Source organism: Neobacillus sp. NRS-1170 (assembly GCF_050468025.1).
In genome coordinates, this window is the sequence record NZ_JBITPF010000049.1 from 65,588 (window position 1) to 89,747 (window position 24,160).

General features: G+C 41.4%; 19 protein-coding genes. 3 read left to right on the forward strand and 16 right to left on the reverse strand.

The genetic code is table 11. The annotated features are described in order from the left end of the window. Positions 1–37: 37 nt before the first annotated feature. The 8 genes from ACIFOT_RS20885 to ACIFOT_RS20920 all read right to left on the reverse strand — a co-directional run bounded on the left by ACIFOT_RS20885 (position 38) and on the right by ACIFOT_RS20920 (position 10,345). Positions 38–1,030, reverse strand: coding sequence for a zinc-dependent alcohol dehydrogenase family protein (locus tag ACIFOT_RS20885; protein ID WP_430067288.1), 993 nt, complete (start codon positions 1,028–1,030; stop codon positions 38–40). A gap of 2 nt (positions 1,031–1,032) precedes the next feature. Then, complete coding sequence (locus ACIFOT_RS20890) at positions 1,033–3,549, reverse strand: beta-mannosidase (RefSeq protein WP_430067290.1); 2,517 nt, start codon at positions 3,547–3,549, stop codon at positions 1,033–1,035. A gap of 125 nt (positions 3,550–3,674) precedes the next feature. Continuing rightward, a complete protein-coding gene (locus ACIFOT_RS20895) occupies positions 3,675–4,739 on the reverse strand; it encodes a BtaManbiosPhlase (protein WP_430067292.1) in 1,065 nt (354 codons plus the stop codon). 25 nt (positions 4,740–4,764) lie between these two features. Further along, entirely contained in the window at positions 4,765–5,709 is a 945-nt protein-coding gene (locus ACIFOT_RS20900) for an MTP-1 family protein (protein ID WP_430067294.1), read from the reverse strand. Further along, on the reverse strand, positions 5,687–7,309 hold the full coding sequence (locus ACIFOT_RS20905; protein WP_430067296.1) for a glycoside hydrolase family 13 protein: 1,623 nt from the start codon (positions 7,307–7,309) through the stop codon (positions 5,687–5,689). The genes ACIFOT_RS20900 and ACIFOT_RS20905 overlap by 23 nt, the downstream gene beginning before the upstream one ends. A gap of 21 nt (positions 7,310–7,330) precedes the next feature. Next, the gene (locus ACIFOT_RS20910) at positions 7,331–8,161 is read right to left on the reverse strand and encodes a carbohydrate ABC transporter permease (RefSeq protein ID WP_430067299.1); all 831 of its coding nucleotides are present in this window, start codon (positions 8,159–8,161) and stop codon (positions 7,331–7,333) included. Continuing rightward, positions 8,148–9,026, reverse strand: coding sequence for a carbohydrate ABC transporter permease (locus tag ACIFOT_RS20915; RefSeq protein ID WP_430067303.1), 879 nt, complete (start codon positions 9,024–9,026; stop codon positions 8,148–8,150). The genes ACIFOT_RS20910 and ACIFOT_RS20915 overlap by 14 nt, the downstream gene beginning before the upstream one ends. Beyond that, positions 9,026–10,345: an extracellular solute-binding protein gene (locus ACIFOT_RS20920; RefSeq protein WP_430067601.1), complete on the reverse strand. Its 1,320-nt coding sequence runs from the start codon at positions 10,343–10,345 to the stop codon at positions 9,026–9,028. Before ACIFOT_RS20920 ends, ACIFOT_RS20915 begins: the two co-directional genes overlap by 1 nt. Positions 10,346–10,812: 467 nt before the next feature. Here ACIFOT_RS20920 and ACIFOT_RS20925 point away from each other — a divergent pair, with 467 nt between their 5' ends. From ACIFOT_RS20925 to ACIFOT_RS20935, 3 genes are read left to right on the forward strand one after another with little or no spacing between them, the layout of a single operon-like run. Further along, positions 10,813–11,844: a LacI family DNA-binding transcriptional regulator gene (locus ACIFOT_RS20925; protein ID WP_430067306.1), complete on the forward strand. Its 1,032-nt coding sequence runs from the start codon at positions 10,813–10,815 to the stop codon at positions 11,842–11,844. Beyond that, positions 11,841–12,359 carry an AAA family ATPase gene (locus ACIFOT_RS20930; protein WP_430067309.1) on the forward strand — a complete coding sequence of 173 codons (519 nt, stop codon included), beginning with the start codon at positions 11,841–11,843 and terminating at the stop codon, positions 12,357–12,359. The genes ACIFOT_RS20925 and ACIFOT_RS20930 overlap by 4 nt, the downstream gene beginning before the upstream one ends. Before the next feature lie 26 nt (positions 12,360–12,385). Further along, positions 12,386–14,119: a phospho-sugar mutase gene (locus ACIFOT_RS20935; RefSeq protein WP_430067312.1), complete on the forward strand. Its 1,734-nt coding sequence runs from the start codon at positions 12,386–12,388 to the stop codon at positions 14,117–14,119. Between the two features lie 505 nt (positions 14,120–14,624). Here ACIFOT_RS20935 and ACIFOT_RS20940 read toward each other — a convergent pair. The 8 genes from ACIFOT_RS20940 to ACIFOT_RS20975 all read right to left on the reverse strand — a co-directional run bounded on the left by ACIFOT_RS20940 (position 14,625) and on the right by ACIFOT_RS20975 (position 23,976). Next, complete coding sequence (locus ACIFOT_RS20940) at positions 14,625–15,413, reverse strand: 5-deoxy-glucuronate isomerase (RefSeq protein WP_430067315.1); 789 nt, start codon at positions 15,411–15,413, stop codon at positions 14,625–14,627. Continuing rightward, complete coding sequence (locus ACIFOT_RS20945) at positions 15,406–16,263, reverse strand: class II fructose-bisphosphate aldolase (protein ID WP_430067317.1); 858 nt, start codon at positions 16,261–16,263, stop codon at positions 15,406–15,408. Before ACIFOT_RS20945 ends, ACIFOT_RS20940 begins: the two co-directional genes overlap by 8 nt. Positions 16,264–16,275: 12 nt before the next feature. Beyond that, positions 16,276–17,172: a myo-inosose-2 dehydratase gene (gene iolE / locus ACIFOT_RS20950; protein WP_430067320.1), complete on the reverse strand. Its 897-nt coding sequence runs from the start codon at positions 17,170–17,172 to the stop codon at positions 16,276–16,278. 14 nt (positions 17,173–17,186) lie between these two features. After that, complete coding sequence (gene iolD / locus ACIFOT_RS20955; protein ID WP_430067322.1) at positions 17,187–19,106, reverse strand: 3D-(3,5/4)-trihydroxycyclohexane-1,2-dione acylhydrolase (decyclizing); 1,920 nt, start codon at positions 19,104–19,106, stop codon at positions 17,187–17,189. A gap of 94 nt (positions 19,107–19,200) precedes the next feature. Then, the gene (locus ACIFOT_RS20960; protein WP_430067325.1) at positions 19,201–20,664 is read right to left on the reverse strand and encodes a CoA-acylating methylmalonate-semialdehyde dehydrogenase; all 1,464 of its coding nucleotides are present in this window, start codon (positions 20,662–20,664) and stop codon (positions 19,201–19,203) included. Positions 20,665–20,714: 50 nt separating this feature from the next. Then, a complete protein-coding gene (gene iolC, locus ACIFOT_RS20965) occupies positions 20,715–21,716 on the reverse strand; it encodes a 5-dehydro-2-deoxygluconokinase (RefSeq protein WP_430067328.1) in 1,002 nt (333 codons plus the stop codon). 27 nt (positions 21,717–21,743) lie between these two features. After that, a complete protein-coding gene (iolG, locus tag ACIFOT_RS20970) occupies positions 21,744–22,769 on the reverse strand; it encodes an inositol 2-dehydrogenase (protein ID WP_430067331.1) in 1,026 nt (341 codons plus the stop codon). Between the two features lie 202 nt (positions 22,770–22,971). Further along, positions 22,972–23,976: a LacI family DNA-binding transcriptional regulator gene (locus ACIFOT_RS20975; RefSeq protein ID WP_430067334.1), complete on the reverse strand. Its 1,005-nt coding sequence runs from the start codon at positions 23,974–23,976 to the stop codon at positions 22,972–22,974. Positions 23,977–24,160 lie beyond the last annotated feature (184 nt).

Genomic DNA, 24,160 nt, shown 5'->3' on the forward strand with positions numbered 1-24,160 from the left:
AGATCCGGCCAAAGGGGACCGGCAAATACTGCAACATCTAGTGGTTAATGACTGCTTTTGAAACTTTAAGATTAACGAATCCAGCCATTGCTTCAGGCAGCTCTTCAATTGTAAAACGATGAGAAATGAGATGCCCAACATCCACCACTTTTTTTGCTATTAACGAAATAGCTTCATCGTGTGTAAAAGGATTCACGAACGAGCCCTTGATGGTAAGTTCTTTAGAAAAAATTTCAAAAGGCGAAACAGAAATAAGCGTTTCAGGTGCAGCTACTCCAAACAGTAACACTTGGCCGCCCTTTGCTGCAGATTTAACAGCCAGCTCCATACTCTCCGGTTTGCCCACACATTCAATCACAACATCTGCTTCCAGATTAGAAGCATTAATTGGATGAACTACTTCATCTGCACCCAGCTGATAGAGAAGCTCCCGTTTATTTTCAGCAGGCTCACTCACGGTAATCGACTGTACATTTTGGTGTTTCACCAATTGCAAAAACAATTGTCCAATAAAACCGCCGCCAATAATGAGCACCTTACTTAAAGGGGATAATTGAACCTTTTTAAAACCATGTAATACACAGCCTAAAGGCTCTACAAGCGCAGCCTCTTCAAACGTCATTTGGTCAGGAATCTTGTAACAATTGGCTTCTGGCACCAAACAAAATTCACCCATACCGCCATCTCTTGTTACCCCTACGGCCTGGAGATGATTACACAAATGAGCTCGATTGCTGCGGCAATACTGACAAGTTCCGCAATAGATGTTCGGATCAATTGATACACGATCGCCTTTTTGGAGTATCGATACTTCAGCCCCAACTTCCACCACTTCTCCAGCCAGTTCATGACCGAGGACAATCGGCGGTATGACTTCAGCCGAACCTGGATGACCATGATAAATATGTTGATCGGTACCACAAATACCACAGCTTTTAACCTTGACGATTACCTCTCTCGCAATTGGTGATCGATACGTCCAATCCAATACCTCAAGTTGCTTTGTCCCTTGCAACACTGCCGCTTTCATAATCAACACTCCTTTATTTCCTTACTATTGATCGCCTTCACTCTCAATGTATCCCAAGGAACCTCTTTCCCCTCAGCCTGATACACCTTAATCGTTCGTTTCTCATTTGGCAGTAAATCAAAGAAATTATCCTCAATCACAAGCTGCTCCATATCCAGTTCAATTGTTACCATCCTGGCTATTACATTCGTTGAAATCTCCAACTCATTTTTCTCTTTGTCAATGGCAACAATTAATTTCGAATCTCCAAATCTTACGTTCTTTTGATCGCGGAAATAATAGAAGTTTTCTTCGGTTTTATTACTCTTTGAGCGGAGGACCATGACCGCCTCTTCTGGCTGAAGTCCGCTAAGAGCATCTAGCTCTAGAACAACATCCACTTGCACTAAGACATTAGCCTGCACCGACACCGTCCATTGCTTTGAAAAAACTTTTTCACCATTCATTTGATAAACAGCGAGTTCTATTTCATCTTCATAAGCTTCTAAAGAGTCATTTACAACCCATAACTTCAGCTCTTTTCCAGGTTCATGGTCTATCGTTAAAAGAACCGGACTGAAGAACTTTCTTGCATAATGATACGAAGCCTTTGGCAATAAATAATAATCGATGACAGACCAGCTCGTACCCGGCCAGCAGTCATTCAGCTGCCAAAATAATGCCCCGCTTGTATGTGGTTTGTTACGTCGATAATGTTCGATACCAAATTTCAATCCTTCTGCCTGCGTTAACATCGAAAAAGAAATGTACTCATCTAAATCCTTTGGAACTCCTGTATAGCCTTCCATCAGCAAAATTCCTTTTGGATGATGGATATCTTTATTGCGATAGGCCATTTCTTCGCTTCCCCAGTAAAATTGATCCTTTGGGATATTTCGTTCTAATGTATAGCGATTAGAAGAAGCATGCATGCCAAATTCACTCGCAAAGAGTGTCGTATCATTTTTAAAATTTTTAAATGAGAGCCCTTCAACACTGTAATTCACCGTCTGGGGTTCACCGAACATTCGCGGCTCAATATTCCCGTGCCAAACCTGCCAATTATGCGTGTCTCCCTCTTCCCTTGAGTTATGATCATTTCCACCAAATGGCGAGCTTGGCCAATACAAACGAGTTGGGTCGAGTTCTTCGAGTAATTCAGGCATTAATTCATGATAGATTTTTTCACCGTAAAAAGGATGAGTGATTTCACCTGATGAAAACAACGCTTCATACAGCCAATCATTCTCATTGTTTCCACACCAAAGTGCCAAGCAAGGATGATTACGCAGCCGTTTAACGACATGAATGATCTCCTCTTTGACGTTGGCCATAAAGTTCTTATTGTAATCAGGATAGAGTGCACAGGAAAACATGAAATCCTGCCAGACTAAAATGCCAAGCCGATTACACTCGTCATAAAAAACTTCTTTTTCATAAATACCTCCGCCCCAAACACGAAGCATATTCATATTCGCATCCTTGGACATCTTGATTAAGTGCCTATAACGGGAATCTGGAACAGCTCCGATGAAGCTATCGATCGGAATCCAATTTGCACCTTTAGCAAATACCTTTTCTCCATTTAAAACAAAGGTAAAACAATGGTTTCCTTCCCCGTCCTTACGCAGTACCTCAATGGTTCTAATCCCGAAGTCTTCTTGGTGATCATCCACTTTAACACCATTGGCAAACAATTCAACCTTTAGTTGATAAAGATGTGGCGTGCCAATGTCATGAGTCCACCATAGCTTTGGACTTTCTACTTCCAATACAACTTTTACTTGTTTGCGGTCTACTTTTCCTTTAGTAGAGTAACCTTCTCCCCCATAGGAAAGATTAACATCGACCACATAATCTTTATCTTTTCTAAATGAAGCTATATCCATTTCGACCTCGACAATCGCTTTGTTTGGAGAAATTGATTTCGTTTTCGCAAAAACATGATCAATTTTCGCGAAAGTTCTCTTCTCTAAATGAACTTCCTTCCAAATCCCTGCAGCAACTAAGCGCGGCCCCCAGTCCCAGCCATAATGGCTTTGGGCTTTCCTCGTCCAGATTCGTTTCTTGCTAAATCCTGACCAATAATATTGAACCTTGTCTTTCACATGAACATGGACTGGATCAAATTTTACCGCCAGAACATTTCTCCCTTGCTTCAGCTCCCGTGCTACTTCAAAGCTGTGACTAATATACATATTCTCCGTTGAACCTAGCTCCACACCATTTAAATAAACAGTTGCAAATGTGTCCAGACCTTCAAAAATCAACTCATAACGGTGGTCTTTACTAACTTCATCATTGAACTCAAAAGTATTGCGATACCACCAAACCTTTTCCTCTACCCACTGACATTTCAAATCATTGTGTCCGTAAAAAGGATCTTCAATCAACTTACGATCAATCAGCGTTGAATGCACATCACCAGGTACTGATGATGTCATCCAGAAGTAATCAATATATTCAGGTGCAGCGACCTCAAGATCACGTGCAGCCCCTACATCAAAATGTTTTATTTTCCAGTTATCATTTATTTTCATAGTTCGTCACCTGCCATTGAAAAATACTTACGATATATCAGTTTTACTAGCGAAGCCTATCTAAGCTTAAAACATAGTAAAAAGGCCAAAATCAGTCTCGCGATTTTGGCACGTATTTTTTCAAATTATAGATAAGTCAAAGAATCCAAGATTTCTTTTAAGCTTAATTCCGCACATGCCATTGATGTATCAGCAACACCGTAAAACATTTTAACTACATCACCTTCAACAACAGCACCGCATGAAAAGACTACATTTCCAAAGAACCCTTCTACTTCATAGTCTGCTTCAGGCTCTAGAATCGGTTGATTTGAACGGGCAATGACCTTCGTTGGGTTTTCTAAGTCAAGTAATACTGCCCCCATACAATAGCGGTGATCCTCAGTTGCACCATGATAAAGCTCCAGCCAGCCTTTTTCTGTTTTAAATGGAACAGCTCCTCCACCCATTCGTGCGCTATCCCACATCCCCGGACGTAACCCTAGTAAATGCTTGTGATTACCCCAGTGCAAAAGATTTGTGGATTCAGCAATCCACATTTCTGGCATCCCTACACTTTTTGGTACAGGACGGTGAATCGCATAGTATTTTCCATTAATTTTTTCCGGAAAAATTAATACGTCTTTATTTTCCGGCGCAAAAATCATTCCATGATGTTCAATCGACACAAAATCTTTCGTGGAAACCATTGATTCTCCGACACCAACGGGTGAAACCGCACTAAAATAGATATAATAGGTATCTTCTATTTGGGTAATCCGCGGATCCTCTACCCCAAATGTTTCTAACTCATTGGATGGGTAAACTAACGGATTCTCATCAATCGTGAAATGATGACCACCATCATTGCTTCTTGCAATCCGCAAGTATGCTATCGATGTTAAATAGTCCCATGAATGTATATCCCCGCTTTTTCGAATCACACGTGGATCAGAGAAGTCATACGTAGGATCATCTAAACGGAATTCTAAAATCTCTAGTTCGTTTGTTGTAGGATTATAAATCGGCGCTTTCACAATATTAACGTCTTCGCTAATTGGGCGCTCTGCTACACGAAGAAGCATGATAATTTCATCGTTATATGTTGTAATCCCAGCATTAAAAGCACCAATAACTTCAAAATCAGTTCGATGCGGTTTCACATCTGCTGGAGTGACTAGAGGGTTCTCTTCATATCTATATACATTCATTTTATTTACTCCTTTGTTTTAGGATTTACCGTTCGTATTGTAAAAACGGATCGACGATGGTAATTTTTTGAGCTTCTGCATCACTAATTCCTGCATAAATATCAGCTGTGCCATCAGGTTTTCGAACTAATCCACCACTAAAGACGACATCAATTAAGTCTGGTCGCTTCGATGGACCAGGAAGGAACTGGCTTCTTGTTGCAATTAGCTCCATATCAGTGAATATTCCTGTTTCCGGATCAAGGGCAAACACCATTGGGTAATAGTGGCGGTTTCCTTCACCATCAAAGGAGGCAACATGTCCCAATACTCCAACAAGACCATTTACTAAAAGATGCGGTTCGTTCGCTCCACCCCATTCTTCGTCAATGAACTGCCCTTGAAGTAACGGCGCTTCGTTGACCACATCAATGGTCAGTTCAGATAATGAAGAGATGCGAGTCCAGCCAATTTTTCCTCTTCCACCCTTTTCTCCTTGAGGTCTTGTTAATACCCCAATACTGCCATCCTTTAGTTCAACAAGCCTGAGGTCTTTCATCCCGTCCGGACCTTTCGCAAATTCCTGCAAACTGGAAATCGTTTGACCTTTATAAAAAACAGTTCTCCAACCGAGCTGTCCTTCGTTCGTTGGGTGAGGGAAAATTTGAACGCCCCCCACTACTAACTCTCCCGCGATACGCGTAAAGAATGGATCTTGCAATTCAAGAACAGGGGCACCATCCCTAGGCACCCATTCGCCATTTCGTTCAACGAAAAAGTACACATTTGAGTGTTCGCTGTCACGTGATTCCACTCGCCCTGCAATCACAAGCTCCCCTCCATCCTCAAACGGTGCGCTAATATTATAAACATCATTTTCTCCAACGCCTGAGAAGACAATTTTTTCAGGATTGGTTGGTTGTACTTTTGAAGTATATTTCTCTAAAAGCTGTTCACATGTTTGAGCATTACCTTTCCTTAACAAGGCCATTTCCTATATCCCCCTTTAGGATCACTGCTTCATTTGCTAAAATTGTTACTACACTTTCACGATCCAACCCTGTTCGTTTTGTCGAAAGTAACAACTTCATTGTGGCCGCTACTTCCACTTCAAGCGTTTTGGGTTGATCAGTGAAATTCAAAACTACTAATACTTTTTCAACTGTATCCGTTCTGACAAAATAGATCATTCCATCTTCGTTTCGTAAAAATTCATAATCTCCGAACTGTAGAGATGAATGTTTCTTTCTCAGCTTCAGCAATTTTTTATAAAAAGAAAGCATCGATTCCGGGTCATTTATCTGGTCTTCAACAGTAACTTTGTATCCATCCTCAGGAACCGTAATCCATGGCTTCCCCTCTGAAAAACCGACATTGGCACGTGCATTCCATTGCATCGGGGTACGTGACTTATCACGCGATTTTTCATTTGCAACAAGAAGGGCTTCCTCATGCGACTTTCCTTCTTGTAGTGCAAGCTTATAACCCGTGATTCCTTGAACATCTTTCATTTTCGATAGGTCGTCTGTAATCCAATCTCTCATCCCAATTTCATCGCCAAAATAAATGAACGGGACACCTTTGGCCGTAAGCATCAATGTTGCAACCAGTTTAGCCAGATCCTCATCTCCGCCAAATCGTGAAATATGCCGGGACATATCATGACTTGAAAAGAACAAAGTTGGAATTTGAGTGGAATCATAAGCTTGCTCAGTTCCCACTAATTGTTGATAGAGCTTGTCCACATCAAACTTAGCCATGCTTCCGATATTAAAATTAAATACAACATCTAATTTGTTAAGCCCAGAATATAGCTTAAGGATATCCAGTTCCTCGGAACCAACCTCACCAACAAGAAATTTATCCGGATACTGATGAACAAACTCGGCAATTTCCTCAATAATCGCAATAACTCCTTCTTGGTCTTTATCGAATAAATGAATTTGTTCCTTTTTCTCCAAATCATATGGATTGTCCTGAAACGAATCGTTAACCTTTAAGAAATTGATGACATCTAGCCGGAAACCATCGACTCCCTTTTCAAGCCAAAATTTCATAACATCAAACATGGCCTGTTTCACTTCAGGGTTAGCCCAGTTTAAATCCACCTGTTCCTTCGCAAAGGCATGGTAATAATATTGATTCGTCTTAGCATCGTATTCCCAAGCCGGGCCGCCAAAGAAAGACACCCAATTATTTGGAAAATCTCTCCAGATATACCAATCACGCTTCGGATGATCCTTTGAGGACTTTGACTCCTGGAACCATTGATGATCAGAAGAAGTGTGATTGAGCACTAAATCTGCAATGACCTTGATACCACGTTGATGTGCTTCTTGAATAAACGTTTCAAAATCCGCCATCGTTCCATAATCTGGATCAATCTCATAATAGTCGGAAATGTCATAGCCGTTATCAACCTTTGGTGATGGATAAAACGGCGTAAGCCACAATCCGTCAATCCCCAATTCTTTAAGATAGTCGAGTTTGGAGGTCATCCCAGCAAAGTCGCCGATTCCATCACCATTTCCATCTTTAAAGCTTGGCATATAGATTTCATAAAAAGTCGATTGCTTCCACCATTTCACCATTGTGTAAGAACTCCAATTCTATTACTTAAGTGTAAATTGCATACCTTCTTGGAATTTTTTTGCAAACAGTAAGAAGATAATAATGATCGGAAGAGTTAATAACACAGCTGCCGCGTACATCGGGCCTGGATACCCGCCATATGGACCGAACATTTGTGATAAAAGTACGTTCAAAGTCAGCATATTGTCACTCTTTGCCACTAGCATATCCCATAACAGCTCTGTCCATCTTTCCATAAACAAGAATAAGAAGATAACAGTCGTAATCGATTTCGACATGGGCAGGACGATTTTGAACATGATTTGCAAATCACTCGCGCCGTCCAATTTTGCCGCTTCAATAAAGGTATCTGGTATCGCCTTAAAGAAGTTCGTATACATAAATACCGCCCATAAGCTAAGGGCTTTTGGCAGAATCATTCCCCAATAAGAGTCATACATGCCGAGTCTTTGAATCACAAGGAATGTAGGAATCAATAATATAATCGCTGGGAAAAACATTTGAAATAAAATCACGTTATTAACTGTGTCTCTTCCTTTAAAGGGCATTTTCGCTAATGCATAAGCAACCATTACCCCAGTTACCATCATTAAAAAGGTGGATGCACTTGAAACGATAAAACTGTTAAAAAACGCATTAAGCCATGGCCTTGGAATAACTGCTTCTCCTCCGGCTAACAACCAGTGATAGGATTTCAAGCTGTACTCGGTTGGGATAAGCTTCTTATCTACTTGATCCCAAACAGCAAAAGAATTAAGCACCATATAAATGTACGGAAAGATCATTATCAGTAAGAGAACAACGGCAATTAGGTAACGAAACAATAATCCGTTTTTCTTAGCTCCACCCATTTCGTTTCCCCCACATTTCTAAGAGTTTTCGAATGATAAATATTGAAATAAACGTTACGACAGAGGCTATAATCGCAATCGCTGAAGCATAACCAGCTTGAAGATTCGAGAACGCTCTTGTAAAAATCTCCATTTGCCACGTATTGGTTGCAAAATCAGGGCCTCCACCTGTTAATTGGTAAACCTCCGTGAAAATACCAAACGTCACACCGATTGATAGGATTAATACCGTAAACAAAGCCGGGTACAGAAGCGGAAAGGTGATCTTCCAAAAACGCTGCCAGCCTGTCACCCCATCAATACTAGCTGCTTCATAAACTTCCTTATCAATACTCTCAAACCCTGACGTTAAAATCAGCGCATAGTAGCCAGTGAATTTCCAAGCGATAATCATCGCAACCACAAACAGTGCAGCAAAAGGTGTTCCAAGCCAGTTAATGTCCAAGCCCAATGAACCTCTTAAGAATTCATTCACCGGACTGTTATAAGATAAAATCCCTTTAACGATAAAGGAAGACACAACGCCTGATGCTAAATAAGGAAGGAAAAAACCAATTAGAAACAATCCTTTAAATTTAGGTAGTCCTTGAACGATTAACGCAACGATAATCGAAGATGCCACAACTAATGGTACAAATACGGCCATAAATTTAAACGATACAAAAAAGGCACTCTGAACACCCGGGCTCTTAAAAGCCTCCATATAATTATCAAATCCAACAAACGTAAACGTTGGTGCAATTAAATTCCAATCGGTCATTGATAAAAACAGTGACCATACCAGTGGGATTAAAAAGAAAACAACCGCGTATAAAAGATAAGGACTGGCAAACAGCCAGCCCAACCTTCCTTGCTTTGTGCTCATTATTTCAGAGCCCCCTCAATTGCTTGTTGCATATCCTTCCATCCAGTTTTCGGATCTTTCTCACCTTTTACTACTGGATTGAAAGCCTGTTGACCAATAAAGGTCTGAATATCATTGTATTTTGAGTTATCCATTGGCGGGATACCATTTGGAACGGCTGCTGCGTATGGTTGTAATGCTGGATTTTTGTCAAAGAACGCTTTAAACGCATCGTTCGTTGTTAAATCATCACGAGCTGGTGGTAAACTTGTCTTCTCTAGCCATTTCACATCATTTTCAGGCTTTGAATACACCCACTTCATGAATTCCATCGCTGCTTTTTGTTGTTCTTTCGTTGCAGAAGCATAAATAACTAGACCTTTTGTATCAGCAAATGTTTTAACATTTTTAGTATCTGTACCATCTGGAACAGGTGGTGGTGTTAATGTATAAGTTTCGTTGAATTTCATATTCGGAAATTTGTCAGCCCAGTATGGGATCGTCCAAGGACCAACATCGACGAAAATTCCTAAACCACTTTCAAACGGATCTTTAGCCTGTCTTGTTAATAACGCATTGGATTTACGAAGATCATCCATTAAACCAAGAACCTGTTCGCCGGCTTTTTGATCGCCAGTGAATTTCGTTCCTTCCACAAACTTGTTACCGTTTGACGCTGCATCATATAACATGAAGAAGTCGAACCATCTTTTCCAAGCTGTAGGATCGGCAAGGTCTGCTTTTGCCCATAGATATTTATCAGGATATTTAGCTTTTAATTTCTTTGCCACATCCAGCATTTCGCTATATGTTTTTGGCGGCTCGTTGTATCCAAGTTCTTTTAAGATGTCTAATCTCCAGCCGAATAACATTGCATTAGAGTAAATTGGCAATACGTATTGGTGACCGTCAGCAAATTCCCAGCCCTTCATTGTTTCATTCATATTACGGCTTTTCTTTACATCATCCCAGCCGTCTAACGTATCTAAAGGTACTAGCGCTTTACTCTCAGATAATTGAGCGGCAAAACCACGGTTAATATTTTCAGACATGGTCGGTGCACTTTTACCTGCAATCGCAGATTGGATACTCGCTTCTGATGTTGGGCTTTCTTTCATCGGACTAACATTAACTTTGATTTTCGGATTTTCCTTAGTAAACTCTGCTGCGACTTCTTTCCAATACACTTGCTGCGTAGGGTTTGGAGCAGCCCAGAATTCAATCGTTGTTACCCCATCTTTTTTGCCAGCATCTTTTGTTTCTTGGTTACCAGTGGAACATGCAGCTAGCCCTGATACAGTAAGTGAAGCTGCAAATAAGATTGATGCTACTTTTTTCATTTTCATCTTATATTCCTCCAATGTTTAATATCTGATCCAAATTCTATAAAAGTAGTTATGCCCAAAACTATACAAATATTGCACTGACTTCAAATGATACATGCACATTACGTGACAGCGCTATCATTGGCTTTTAAAAAAAAGTATACTAATGGTAATCTAGGTCAAAAAATATGGTATCTAGCCGTAATCCCTCATTTCTTAACAAGCAAAAAAGATAGAATTACAAAATTAAAAAATAATTGTGTAATAACGTTATTAGTCACCTTACAAAACCAATTATTGCACCTTACTTTTGTAATGTCAAACATTATTTTTACAAAAAATTAATATTTTAGTACATTACTAAATTAATACTTCATTTCACAATCCTCTTGTAATTTATATTTTGTAACGTTACAATATAATTACAAAGAATGACACATTACTTTTACCATTAAGATATAGATTAAGGGAGAATTATATATATGAAAAAAAAAGTGACAATGCAGGATATTGCGGATCGGTTAAATATCTCAAAAAACTCTGTTTCCCAAGCTTTGTCTGGAAAACCAGGAGTAAGTGAAGAGACAAGGAGGCTTGTACAGAATACAGCTGAGGAAATGGGTTATTCCATTTTAAATAGTAGAAATCAAAAACAAGGTGATAAAAAGGTGCTCAAAAATATCGCCTTAATCGCTTCTGATTATGCTTTTTCACTTAAAAGCTTCTTTGGTGAAATTTACTTAAGCGTTGAAAAAGAAGTTCGGGCCCGCGGCATGAATTTATTCATTGAGCCGATCGATAGGGATTCTAAAGTGAATTTAACTCTTCCTTCCTTGTTAACGAATCTCGAAATTGATGGGATTTTAATTCTATCTCATATTAGTACCGATTATATTTCTCACATTATCAATACCGGTATCCCTACTATTTTAATTGATCATCATTCACCCTATTTAATGGCTGATTCCATCTTAACGAATAACCGATTTGGTGCTTTTATCGCTGTAGAACACTTAATTCAGCTAGGACATCGTGATATAGCATTCGTAGGTGATATTGACATTTCTCCAAGCTATCAAGAGAGATTAGAGGGATACTTGCTTGCTTTAAAAAAATACGGGATAAAGCCTAATGAAGAATTTATGTTCACAAACGCACAGGAAAACCAGGGTGACATCAATGTATTCCTTGATCACCTTCAGAACCAGCCTTCAGCATGGTTTTGCGTGAACGATGGACACGGTTTCCTTGTTACTTCCAATTTGCAGCATAGAGGTTTTAAAGTACCTGAAGATGTATCAGTATGCTGTTTTGATAATGGACAATTATCACAAATTTCAACCCCAAAGATTACAACCATGGATATTGATTTAAATAATTTCGGGAAAAAAGCTGTGGAGCAGCTTTGCTGGAGAATGGAAAACAAAGAGGAGCCGATTCACGAGATCCTGTTACCGACCAAATTAATCATTCGAGAGTCCACTGCTGAGAAAAAATTAAAATCATCGGAGTGAGTAACTTGAGAACCATCTATATTATTTCTGGACCTTGCGGAGTTGGAAAGTCCACTTTAGCAAAAGAACTAGCACGAACCGTAAAGAAAAGTGCTCTTATTAAAGGGGATGATTTCCTTTCCATGTATGAGGAAGGTTCTGCACCTCCTTGGGAGGAAAATTTATCTATCATGTGGAAAAGCATGCTCTCCATAACACAGACTTTAATTCAACATGATTATAATGTGATTATCGATATTGTGGTGGAAGATGAGTTAGAGTGGTTCTGTAAGCATTTTACTCATCTGGACCTGCGGATTAAATATGTTGTCCTGCGGGCTGATGAGAATATTTTAATTGACCGTTTGAATAAGCGCGGCGATCAATTCTTAATTGACCGCTCCCTATTTTTGCTTAATCAACTTGAAAACGAATCAGCAAATGCGAAATATCTCTACGACTCTACTAATAAAAAACCAGCTGAAATTTTAGAAGATATCTTGAATTCTTCTGATTTTAATTTAGATAAAATGTAGCAGCGAAGAAAAAGGAGAGATTGAAAATGAAATGGTTAAAAGAAGCAGAAAAATGGTTTTCCTTTAACGGTTTAGAAGAAGATTTAAAAGTTAAGCTGAAGGAAATTCAAGACAATACAAGTTTAGTGGAAGAGCATTTTTATAAACATCTCGAATTCGGAACTGGCGGAATGCGCGGAGAACTTGGCCCTGGCATTAATCGTTTAAACACCTATACTATTCGCAGGGCAGCAAAAGGTCTCGGAAGATATATTTTGGAACAAGGTGAATCCGCAAAACAACGCGGAGTTGTCATTGCCTATGATTCCCGTCATAAATCTCCGGAGTTTGCGTTAGAGGTCGCCAAAACAGTTGGAAAGTACGGGATTAAAGCTTATTTATTTGAAGAGCTGCGTCCGACGCCGGTATTGTCCTTTGCCCTTCGATATTTAAATGCTTTTTCTGGAGTTGTGATTACTGCCAGTCATAATCCACCTGAATATAACGGCTTTAAAGTGTATGGTGAAGACGGTGGCCAGATTCCACCTGAAGCAGCCGACACGATTATTCATTATGTGAATGCCGTTGAAAATGAATTAACGGTTGAAGTAGCGGAAGAACAAGAATTACTTGCAAGCGGATTGTTAACTTACATAGGGGAAGAGATTGATCACGCCTATGTGGAGCAATTAAAGACACTTCAATTAAATCCCGAATTGGTTCGAGAAGTGGCAAAAGATTTTAAAATTGTCTATTCACCCTTACACGGGACAGGGAATAAGCCAGTTCGTGCTGGTTTGAGGGCATTTGGATTTGAAAATGTGACGGTTGTTAAAGAGCAGGAGCTTCCAGATCCGAACTTTTCTACAGTAAAATCACCAAACCCTGAAGAACATGCAGCCTTCGAGTTGGCCATTCAATATGGGGAAGAAATAGGTGCAGATATCCTAATGGCCACAGACCCTGATGCCGACCGTTTAGGTGTTGCGGTAAAAAACAATGAGGGAGAATATGTGGTTTTGACCGGAAACCAAACAGGTGCCTTAATGCTTGAGTACTTGTTATCGCAAAAACAAGCGAAAGGACTTCTGCCTGACAATGGTGTTGTGATCAAAACCATTGTTACCTCTGAAATCGGACGTGCGATTGCTGAACATTATGGTGTACAAGCCATGGATACCCTGACTGGGTTTAAATTCATCGGTGAAAAGATAAATGATTTCGAACTAACAGGACAGCACACCTTCCTATTAGGTTACGAGGAAAGCTATGGCTATTTGATTGGAGATTTTGTCCGCGACAAGGACGCTGTACAGTCGGCCGTTTTTGTCGCAGAGGTCGCTGCTTTCTATAAATCAAAAGGCATGACGATGTATGAAGGTCTATTATCCATCTTCGAAAAGTACGGCTTTTATCAAGAAGCTCTTCAATCGATTACCCTAAAGGGTAAAGATGGAGCGGAACAAATTGCCCGATTAATGGATACATTTAGAAGTGAAAGAGTAAGTGTAGTGGCTGGAATGGAAGTAGCTGCAATGGAAGATTATTCAACTTCTACTAAGTTTATAAATGGTACCGATACCCAGATAGACCTGCCACGTTCCAATGTCTTGAAATATCATTTAACGGATGGTTCTTGGTTCTGCCTTCGTCCATCCGGCACAGAGCCAAAAGCTAAATTTTACTTTGCGGTAAAAGGTACATCGATGGCAGATAGCAAGGAAAAGCTATCCTCAATCCAAGAGGCCGTCATGAATAAAGTCAATCAGATTCTAGCTTAGATTAATGTAACTTTTTATTAAGCTTTTTCAAAAGGAGGTCCCTCATGACCAATTCAAATAGTGCACCAGAAATCAACCTACCTCTCGTGAAACGGTTGATTTCCGGACAATTTCCGCAATGGGCGGACCTTCCCCTTGAGCTGTTCAACTCCTCCGGGACGGAAAATGCAATCTACCGGCTCGGTGAGGATATGTTCGTACGATTACCCCGTGGCGATTGGGCCATCAAGACTGGATGTTCGCGTGGAATCTGCTTTCCGTCGAAGGCCGGGAAAGGTTGCGTGCAGCGCATTCCGTTGACGACGCGACCTGGGCACGCGGGCGTGGATGGGCCTTGTCAGTTGGACTGATTGCCCTTCCCTACTACCAAAGCAGCAACCCTGTTTTCGCTGGTGTCGCCCGTCGCAAAAATCCATTTAAACATTCCCCAAAATCAACTCCCCTTCATCCAAGCAGATTACTGCACAGACAATAGTGACTGTTATTTAATAAAATAGCTTACTCATTACTTTTCTGGCCAAATTTTCGCATCAGGCTCGAGCAGCCATTTATGCTCTTCCTCCATGATCCGGTCTGTCCATGGATTGTTTTCAAGATGGCGAATCATCCAGCAAAAGTACATGGCATAACCAGGTGCAGTCGCTTGCGGATGGTCGAGATCCCCCGGTATCGTAATATAGCTGTTATGTTCAACGCGATAGGCCTCGGGGCCTACCATTGCACATCCAAACCCCTGTGGCTTATCAAATCGATAATAATAAACCTCCGGCTGGTCATGATGATGCGGCGGATAGCTTGACCAGCGTCCTGGATAAGAAATAACCTCGCCGATGACCAGATTGGAATAAGGAGCATTGTTATAATCAAAAATCGTCCGGATCACACGTTCCGCCGTTTCGCTCCAAACTCCTTCACCAGCAACGGTACTTGAGCAATCCTCCGGCGTATATAGCTTTGCTTCAAAGGTTTTTTCATTATCTGTTTTTTGAACAAGCACTTCACTGTTCCCAAGTGCAGTGACCTTCACTTCCACCTCTTTTGGAACATGCAGGCACCATGGGTTTTCATCAAAAACACTCTGGCGCTTTATTCCTTGTGAGTTCCCATTCCATTCCAAACAAACGGTTCCTTCAAGCAAAAGGATGGCAGTCTCTTTTTCACCGTCAAATAGCACCTCCATTTCTCCCTCATTTAAGGTGTAAATACCAATATCTTGGAGCATATCAGGATGTTTGCTTTCCATATCTGTAATCTTCGTATAGCCATGTTTTAATTCACCGAGCTTTTCATACATATGCTTTTACCTCCTCGACACGCCCATCACTTTGGAACATACGGATATGACGTTTTACATTTTCTGCCGCTGCTTCAATCACAGATTCGTGATAGGAAAAAAAATTGTGGAATGGAGCTTCTTCATTAACCATGTTGACAACTTGGTTAAAAGTTGAAGTAGCCACATTAATTTTCCGAATGCCATGGTGGATACATTTACGGAAAACTTTCTCGGAAATACCCGATCCTCCGTGAAGTACAAGTGGGATATCCACTTCAGCATGGATTTCTTCTAATCGATCCATTCGTAAATGAGGGTCTCCTTTATACATCCCGTGTGCATTTCCGATTGCAATCGCCAGTGCATCAATCATTGTTTCTGAAGCAAATTGCTTGGCTTCTTCCGTTGAGGTGATTAACACTTCAAGATCCACTGAACCGTCCTCGCTGCCGCCAACCTGTCCGATTTCTGCTTCAACTGTCGCCCCATATTCACGAGCAATGGCCACGATTTTCTGGGTCTCCGCAATATTTTTTCCAAGTGGATGATGGGATCCATCATACATAATAGAAGAAAAGCCAATTTCAAGTGCCTCTCTGATCTTTTCTTCTGTCAAGCCATGATCAAAATGAACAGCTGCCGGGACGGTTGCTGCTTTAGCCGCTGCAACCATCGCCGGACCAATGATATGGAGGGGAGAGTGCTTCAAACGCACTTCCGCAATTTGCAAAATAAGTGGTGAACGAAGCTCCTCTGCTGCACGTACAGCCCCCATGACCATTTCCATGTTTGCGACACTAAACGCTCCAACTCCGTATTGATTAGCCTCGGCATGCTCCAGTATCTCTTTCATTTTTACTAATGTCATTGTTTTACTCCCTTATAGTCCGCTGGTTTCACGAATGTATTGGCGCGCTTTCAATGCATACTCAAAAGGATTCGCAACGGAGGGGTCCTGTTCTGCCTCTACCACAAACCAACCTTTGTATCCTGCTGCTTCTAATACTTCAAAAACAGGTTTAAAGTCAATAACTCCATCTCCTGGAACCGTAAAGACACCATCTTTAACTGCTTGGAGGAAGCTTAAGTCCCCTTCACGAACTTTAATGGCCACATCCATTCGTACATCTTTTAAATGAACATGATGAATTCGATCGATATATTTATTTAACACATGTAAATGATCTTCACCGGAAAATGCAAGATGACCTGTATCGTAAAGCAGAGCTACTTTTTCAGGATCCGTTTCTGCCATCAGCCGGTCAATTTCCTCTGTTGTCTGGATACCAGTACCCATATGGTGATGGTATACAATCTTCATACCCTTTTCAGAAGCAAGATCCCCAAGTAGATGCAAACCTTCGATTAGCAGCTTCCACTGATTTTCTGTAAAAACAGGCTTTTGCTCAAAGAGCGGTGTCTCCATTTGACCTTGAATACTATTTCCTTGTTCAGATACCACAATGACCTTAGCACCCATTTCATGTAAAAAATCACGGTGTTCGATAAATGACCTGGTAGTTTCCTCAAATGGTTTTGAAGTTAAAAAGGTGCTAAACCAAGCACTTGCGATTTCCAGGCCTCGCAAGGACAAGGCCTTTTTTAGAACCTCGGGATTTCGCGGATATTTATTGCCGACCTCACTTCCGGAAAAACCTGCAAGTGCCATTTCACTTATACATTGTTCGAACGTCACATCGCCGCCAAGCTCCGGCATATCATCATTTGTCCACCCGATTGGCGCAATCGCCAACATTACTTGATTGCCCTCAAACATTCATACACCCCCTATTAGTACGCACGTGCTTTTTCTAGATTCGTTTGGTTACTCTCATATGCCTTCTTGATACTACTTTTTTCAGAGACTTCAGCCACTCCAACGTTCCACCAGGCTCCGTAGCCATGTGTCATCGTCTTAGGCAATACTTTAATGTCAATTAATGTACTGACCTTCTGCTTTTTCGCGTCCATAATCGCAGCTTCTAATTCCTCCATTGTACGAACAGAGTAAGTTTTTACCCCGTAACCTTCAGCGGCTTTTGCAAAATCAATCTTCATGATCTCACCGTCTAATTTTCCTGTTTCCGGATTCCGTTTGCGGAATTCGGTAGCGTAGCTGTCCATGCCGTTTTCCATCTGTAAATTGTTAATACAGCCAAATCCAGAGTTATCGAACAGAATGACATTAATCTTTTTGCCTTCTTGAAGGCTTGTTACTAGTTCAGAATGAAGCATTAAGTAACTTCCATCGCCTGTCATCGCGTATACTTCCTTGTTTGGCTCAGCCAGCTTCACACCTAATGCACCGGCAATTTCATATCCCATGCAGGAATAGCCGTATTCCATATGATAGGTGTTACGAGCCTGGGGAACCCACATGCGCTGTAAGTCGCCCGGCAGACTTCCCGCCGCACCAACAATTACAGCATCGTCATCAAGCAGTTGATTCACTTTGCCAATCACACTAGTTTGGGTCAGTTCAGATTGAAAAACTTCATAATATTCAGGCAGCTTATCATCCAAATGTCCTTCGATTTCCGGTGTAAAATTTTCTCCATATGTAACCTTATAAAGGCGATTCAATTCTTCCGCCCATTCTTGCTTCGCTTCCACGATTTCAAATTGATAACAGGAAACATAATTTCCCAGCTTGGAGGAAATGGCCTCAAGACCAGCCTTCGCATCAGCAACTACCTTCACTGCATCCAATTTTGCTGCATGGAATTCTGATATATTAATAGTGAGAATGTCCGCCGTACTAAACAGTTGCTTGGAAGCAGTTGTAAAATCAGTAAAGCGAGTGCCAACCGCAATGACTAGATCTGCTTCTTTTGCAATGGAGTTGGCAGCCGAATTGCCTGTTACTCCAAGTCCGCCAAGGTTCAGCGGATGTGTACTTTCAACCGCACTTTTGCCTGCCTGTGTTTCTCCGAATGGAATATGATATTTTTCTGCAAATTGCAAGAAAGTATCAGCCGCTTCTGAATAGCGGACCCCACCGCCTAAAATTAAGAATGGTTTCTTTTTGGATTGAATGAGGCTGACAGCATCCTGTACCGTTTCCACAGATGGCTGACGGCGTTCGATTCGATGAACCCTCTTTTCAAAAAATCTTTCTGGATAATCCCATGCTTCTCCTTGTACATCCTGCGGCAGGGCAATCGTTACAGCTCCAGTGTCAGCAGGGTTTGTTAAAACACGCATGGCGTTGATCATCGCAGACATAAGCTGCTCTGGCCGGTTTACACGATCCCAATACTTACTTACAGCCCTGAACGCATCATTTGTGGAAATAGATAAATTATGTGTTTGTTCAATTTGCTGCAGGACTGGGTCAGGCTGACGAGTCGCAAACACATCACCAGGAAGCAATAGAACGGGGATATTGTTCGCCGTTGCTGTAGCAGCGGATGTAATCATGTTGGCCGATCCCGGCCCGACAGATGCGGTGCAGGCCATAATCTGTTTGCGATGCTTCTGTTTAGCAAAGGCCATAGCAGCATTTGCCATTCCCTGCTCACTCCGTCCTTGATAAACATCCAAATCACCTGGATTTTCTTCCAGAGCCTGACCAAGTCCAAGCACATTACCATGGCCAAAAATTGTAAAGATCCCTTTTACAAACTTATCTTGTTTTCCATCAAATTCTACATATTGCGCGTTTAAAAACTTTACAAGAGCCTGTGCGGTCGTCATTCGAATTGTTTCCACGTTTAAATCCCCTCTCATTCAAAATCTTTCAAAATAGAAAAAGGGATGCGGCACGGATTTTGTCCCTCCCACCACTTCCCTTTTATTGACTAAATTACTTTAGATAACGAGCTGTCAGCATTTTCTTTCTTGTATAGAATTCAACCCCATCCATACCATTTGCATGCAAATCACCATAAAAGGAATCTTTATAACCTGAGAATGGGAAGAAGGCCATTGGTGCTGGGACTCCAACATTCACGCCAAGCATTCCTGCATCCATGGTTTCACGGAACTGGCGGACAGCTGATGCGCTGTCTGTATATAAACATGCCCCGTTTGCAAATGGTGAAGCATTAGCAAATTCCACCGCTTCAGCTAGATCTTTCACACGAACGACAGAAAGCACTGGTGCAAAAATTTCATCCTGCCAAATCTTCATTTCTTGTGTTACATGATCAAAAATGGTTGGGCCAACAAAATATCCATCACCTTTTACCGCCTCGTCCTCACGGCCATCCCGGATGAGGACTGCTCCCTGCTCAACGCCTGATTCAATATAGCCGAGGGTCCGCACTTTATGTGATTCACGGATAACAGGCCCTAAGAAGACTCCTTCATCCAGTCCATTTCCAATGACTATTTCATCAGCAGTTGCTTTAAGCTTGGCAATCAGCACATCTGCTACGGATTCTTCCACCGTGACAACAGCCGCAGCCATGCAGCGCTCGCCTGCTGAACCGAAAGCCGCACTGGTAATTTCCTTCGCAGCTACATCCAGATTGGCATCCTTTAATACGATGGAGTGATTTTTTGCCCCTGCAAGTGCTTGAACTCGTTTTAAATTAGCAGCACCAGTCTTGTAGACATATTCTGCAACAGGTTGTGAACCAACAAATGAGATGGCTTTGACAAGCTTATGTTCAAGGAGTCCATTTACCACATCATGGGCACCATTAATGATATTCAACACCCCTTTTGGAAGGCCAGCTTCTTCAAACAATTCCGCTAAACGAGCAGCAAGAATCGGAGTCCGCTCAGATGGCTTTAATACAAATGTATTTCCACAAGCAATCGCTAGCGGGAACATCCAGCAAGGGACCATCATCGGGAAGTTGAACGGAGTAATTCCGCCAACTACTCCAAGTGGATAGCGGTACATGCCAGATTCGATATTTGTTGCAATATCCGGCAGCTGTTTGCCCATCATCAAAGTTGGTGCACCTGCCGCAAATTCTACACATTCAATGCCGCGCAGGACTTCACCGTGTGCTTCTGAATAACTTTTTCCATTTTCTTTTGTAACAAGCTTCGCAAGCTCATCCCAGTTTTCCACTAAAAGCTGTTGATATTTGAAAAGAATCCGTGCACGTTTTGGGACGGAAACTTGAGACCATGTTTGAAATGCTTCATGCGCTGCTTTTACAGCCTGATCGACCTCTTCCTTTGTCGAAAGCGGGACAACCGCCAGCTCTTCCCCTGTTGCCGGATTATAAACGACCTCTGTTTTATCTGAAGTAGACTCGACCCATTTGCCGCCAATATAATTTTTCAAGGTTTGTACTGTTGTCAATGTCATCTGAGTTTCTTCCTTTCTATTTTAAAATCTACCAATATCAAAAAATATCATTAAGCCAATTCATAAACAGCCGTTTCCAGATGATGCTGCAGTTCTTCCTTTGTTGGCATCGCATCGGAGCAGCTATGGCGCGAAATGACAATCGATGCTGAAGCACTGCCCATCTTCATTGCCTCTGATACGTCCTTCCCATTCATAAGGCCGTAAATAAATGCCGATGCATAAGAGTCACCTGCGCCGAATGTCTTCAAGACATTCGTCCGGAAAATGCCGCTTCGGTGGGATGCCCCATCTTTTGTATAGGCAATCGAGCCGGCACCACCATGTTTAATCACAACCAGTTCGGCGCGGTGGGAGAACCAGCGGGAGGCTGTGTAATGATCATCTGATTCATTCACATTTAACAATTTTTCCATCATGTCAAATTCTTCACGTGTTCCAATAATGCAATCGCATTTTTCAGCAGCCAAGTTATAATAAACCGCTGTTTCAGATTCATCTGTCCACGTATATGGACGATAGTCAAGGTCGAAAAACACCGTTACGCCGTGTTTCAAGGCATATTCCAGTGCAACGAAGACAGCCTCACGAGATGGGCTTTTAGCCAAAGCCGTACCAGAAATCAACAAAGCCTTTGTTTGTTTAATATACTCCTCATCGACCTCAGATGGGTGCAGCTTCAAATCCGCAGCATTATCGCGGTACATCAGAATACTGCAATCCTCAGGGCTCTTAATTTCAGTAAAGGCAAGCCCAGTAACGGCCCCTGTTCGATCAATCTTTACCCCAGTTGTATCAATCGCATTTTTTTCCAGGTAATCCGTAATGAAACGGCCCATTTGATCATCAGATACTTTTCCGATGAAACCTGTCTTTTGACCGAGCCTTGCAGAACCAATCGCGATATTTGCAGGAGAACCACCAACATATTTCGTGAAGGTCCGCGTCTCCTCCATCGGACGGTTCGTCTCATTGGCATTTAAGTCAATGCATAGCCGGCCCACTGCAATAAGATCGAGCGGCCGATCCAGTTTGAATTTTAGAGGGTTCATATTTATTCGATCCTTCCCTATAAAAAATTAATAGATTGATGCGGAATGGCCAACCTGCTCCAATTTAACCGGTGCCCCAGTTTCAAGCGATTGTCTTGCGGCTTTTGCAATCCGTTCTGCCTGCATACCGTCAAATCCGTCGCACATGACTGGTTTGTTCTCAAGAATGGAAGCCGCAAATTCCTTTACTTCATCTATGTAAGCCTGTGTATATCGTTCCAGGAAAAAGTACAATGGCTTTTCCTTAGAGACATGTTCCGCTGTAGATACCTCAACTGTATTCGCACGATTGTTGTCGGCATGGGCGGCGCCTTTGTCTCCAAAAACTTCTAAGCGCTGGTCATATCCATAAGCTGCGCGGCGGCTATTCTCAATGACTCCGAGAGCACCATTCGCAAACTTTAAAGTAATGATAGCAGTATCAATATCCCCTGCTTCACCAATGGCTGGATCCACTAACACAGCCCCTTTTGCAAATACCTCAACCACTTCACTGCCCATGATGTAACGGGCCATGTCAAAATCGTGAATCGTCATGTCCATGAAAAGCCCGCCTGACGATTTTACGTAATTCACATTTGGAGGCTCGGGGTCGCGTGATGTAATCCTTAAAAGATGTGGATTCCCAATCTGCCCTTCTTGAACCAGCTGGCGGATTTTACGGAAATTCGAATCAAATCGGCGATTAAAACCAACTTGAAGTTTTACACCGGCCTTTTTAACGGCCTCAAGTGCCTCTTCTGTTTCTTCCACAGTAAAGCTGACTGGTTTTTCACAAAAAATATGTTTGCCTGCTGCAGCTGCTTCCTTAATGAGAGTGGCATGTGTATTGGTAGGTGAACAAATAAATACAGCATCAATTTCTGGATCGTTCAGGATGTCATGATAATTGGTTGTTAAAACTTCAATTTGTTTCTCTACAGCCCACGATTCAAGATGTGGAATCGCAACATCTGATACACTCTTTACGCGAACCTGTTGAATACCTTGCAAATTATCTAAATGTATTTTGCCAATACGTCCAGCTCCGATGATTCCTACAGTTAATGTCATCTTTGAATCCTCCATAATCATTTGAATTAAATTCCGATTGGTTAAGCGCTTTCCTACCTTAAATTATACTAACTTCAATCTCATTTTCAAGTATATTTTGAATATTTAATCATTAAATCAAGAAAATAGGTTAAGCGCTTACCCTAAAAGCATAAATAGAAAGCTGCCAATTTTTATCTGTTCAGCTTTCGGTGCATGAATTCTATTTATTTAGTTCTCTTACAGAATCACGTTCTACAAGTGTTGGTGCAAGCATAATACGATGTGAAGACAATCCCGGCTGTTCAATTGATTGCATCAACTGTTCAATAGCATAACGTGCTAAGTCAGAAATTGGCTGAGCAATGGTCGTCAATCCAGGGTCTGCTATTTCCGCATGAATGGTGTTATCAAAACCAATAATCGATATATCATCCGGAATCGATATGTTGGCCTTACGTGCTTCATTAATAAAAATGACAGCTATTAAATCAGTAGAAGCAAAAACGGCTGTTGGCTTATTCTCCAACTCTAAAATTTGTTGAGCAGCTTTTTTCGCTTCTTCTATTATTGATTTTGAATCAATCACTAACACATTTTCAAAGTTAATTCCTTCATTAACAAGTGCCTGCTTAAATCCCTCTAGACGCAATTGACCACTTGATCGTTGTGTTTCAGTAATAACTGCTATTTTCCTATGTCCTTTTTCCAATAAGTAACAACCTGCAAGATATCCCCCTCTTACATCATCCGTTGTAACAACGTGTGAGTTCAATGCTAGATGATCAAAGGAAAACATGATAAATGGTATATTCCGATTCTGAAGGTTTTTGAATTTCTTCAGGTCTTTTGGCTCAGTTGCAATGATTATTCCGTCTACTTGTTTTTTTAATAACAGCTCTAAGTAATCGTGCTCACGTTCAAGCTGATAATCCGTGCTGCACAAAATAATCGTATAGCCGTTTTCCCTTGCATTGTTTTCAAGTGCACGTGCTACTTCAGCAAAGAAAGGGTTAGCGATATCAGGAACGAGAACACCTATAGTGAAAGTTCTTTTTCCCGTTAAGGCGACTGCTAAACTACTTGGCTGATATTCGAGTTTTTCCATGATTTCAAGGATATTGTTTTTTGTTTTTTCACTGATCCGCCCAGTATTATTGATTACTTTGGAAACTGTAGCAATCGACACATTCGCTTCCTTAGCTACATCGTATATGGTTGGTTTCATGGTATACCCCACTTTGTGTTTCTTCGTTATCCACCAAGTCCTGCTTTTCTTCTTAATTATATATATATAAAGCCAACTTTACGAGCGTCTAGCAAAAACTGATACAATTACAATTTCGTTTTTGTAAAATACATACTGTCCATAATCAGACAAACGTATTCGCCGGTTATTCTATCGTGAGAGG

Bases quoted from the DNA above. Each gene is read 5' to 3' on its own strand.
- ACIFOT_RS20940 (WP_430067315.1), bottom strand. From the start codon at position 15,413: ATGTATGAAAAGCTCGGTGAATTAAAACATGGCTATACGAAGATTACA.
- ACIFOT_RS20910 (WP_430067299.1), bottom strand. From the start codon at position 8,161: ATGGGTGGAGCTAAGAAAAACGGATTATTGTTTCGTTACCTAATTGCC.
- iolG (WP_430067331.1), bottom strand. From the start codon at position 22,769: ATGACATTAACTGTAGGAATCATCGGAGCTGGACGTATTGGCAAAATA.
- ACIFOT_RS20890 (WP_430067290.1), bottom strand. From the start codon at position 3,549: ATGAAAATAAATGATAACTGGAAAATAAAACATTTTGATGTAGGGGCT.
- ACIFOT_RS20885 (WP_430067288.1), bottom strand. From the start codon at position 1,030: ATGAAAGCGGCAGTGTTGCAAGGGACAAAGCAACTTGAGGTATTGGAT.
- ACIFOT_RS20960 (WP_430067325.1), bottom strand. From the start codon at position 20,664: ATGACATTGACAACAGTACAAACCTTGAAAAATTATATTGGCGGCAAA.
- ACIFOT_RS20920 (WP_430067601.1), bottom strand. From the start codon at position 10,345: ATGAAAAAAGTAGCATCAATCTTATTTGCAGCTTCACTTACTGTATCA.
- ACIFOT_RS20905 (WP_430067296.1), bottom strand. From the start codon at position 7,309: ATGGTGAAATGGTGGAAGCAATCGACTTTTTATGAAATCTATATGCCA.
- ACIFOT_RS20900 (WP_430067294.1), bottom strand. From the start codon at position 5,709: ATGGCCTTGTTAAGGAAAGGTAATGCTCAAACATGTGAACAGCTTTTA.
- ACIFOT_RS20935 (WP_430067312.1), top strand. From the start codon at position 12,386: ATGAAATGGTTAAAAGAAGCAGAAAAATGGTTTTCCTTTAACGGTTTA.
- ACIFOT_RS20975 (WP_430067334.1), bottom strand. From the start codon at position 23,976: ATGAAACCAACCATATACGATGTAGCTAAGGAAGCGAATGTGTCGATT.
- ACIFOT_RS20925 (WP_430067306.1), top strand. From the start codon at position 10,813: ATGAAAAAAAAAGTGACAATGCAGGATATTGCGGATCGGTTAAATATC.
- iolC (WP_430067328.1), bottom strand. From the start codon at position 21,716: ATGAACCCTCTAAAATTCAAACTGGATCGGCCGCTCGATCTTATTGCA.
- ACIFOT_RS20895 (WP_430067292.1), bottom strand. From the start codon at position 4,739: ATGAATGTATATAGATATGAAGAGAACCCTCTAGTCACTCCAGCAGAT.
- iolE (WP_430067320.1), bottom strand. From the start codon at position 17,172: ATGTTTGAGGGCAATCAAGTAATGTTGGCGATTGCGCCAATCGGGTGG.
- ACIFOT_RS20915 (WP_430067303.1), bottom strand. From the start codon at position 9,026: ATGAGCACAAAGCAAGGAAGGTTGGGCTGGCTGTTTGCCAGTCCTTAT.
- ACIFOT_RS20945 (WP_430067317.1), bottom strand. From the start codon at position 16,263: ATGACATTAGTAAAAATGAAAGAGATACTGGAGCATGCCGAGGCTAAT.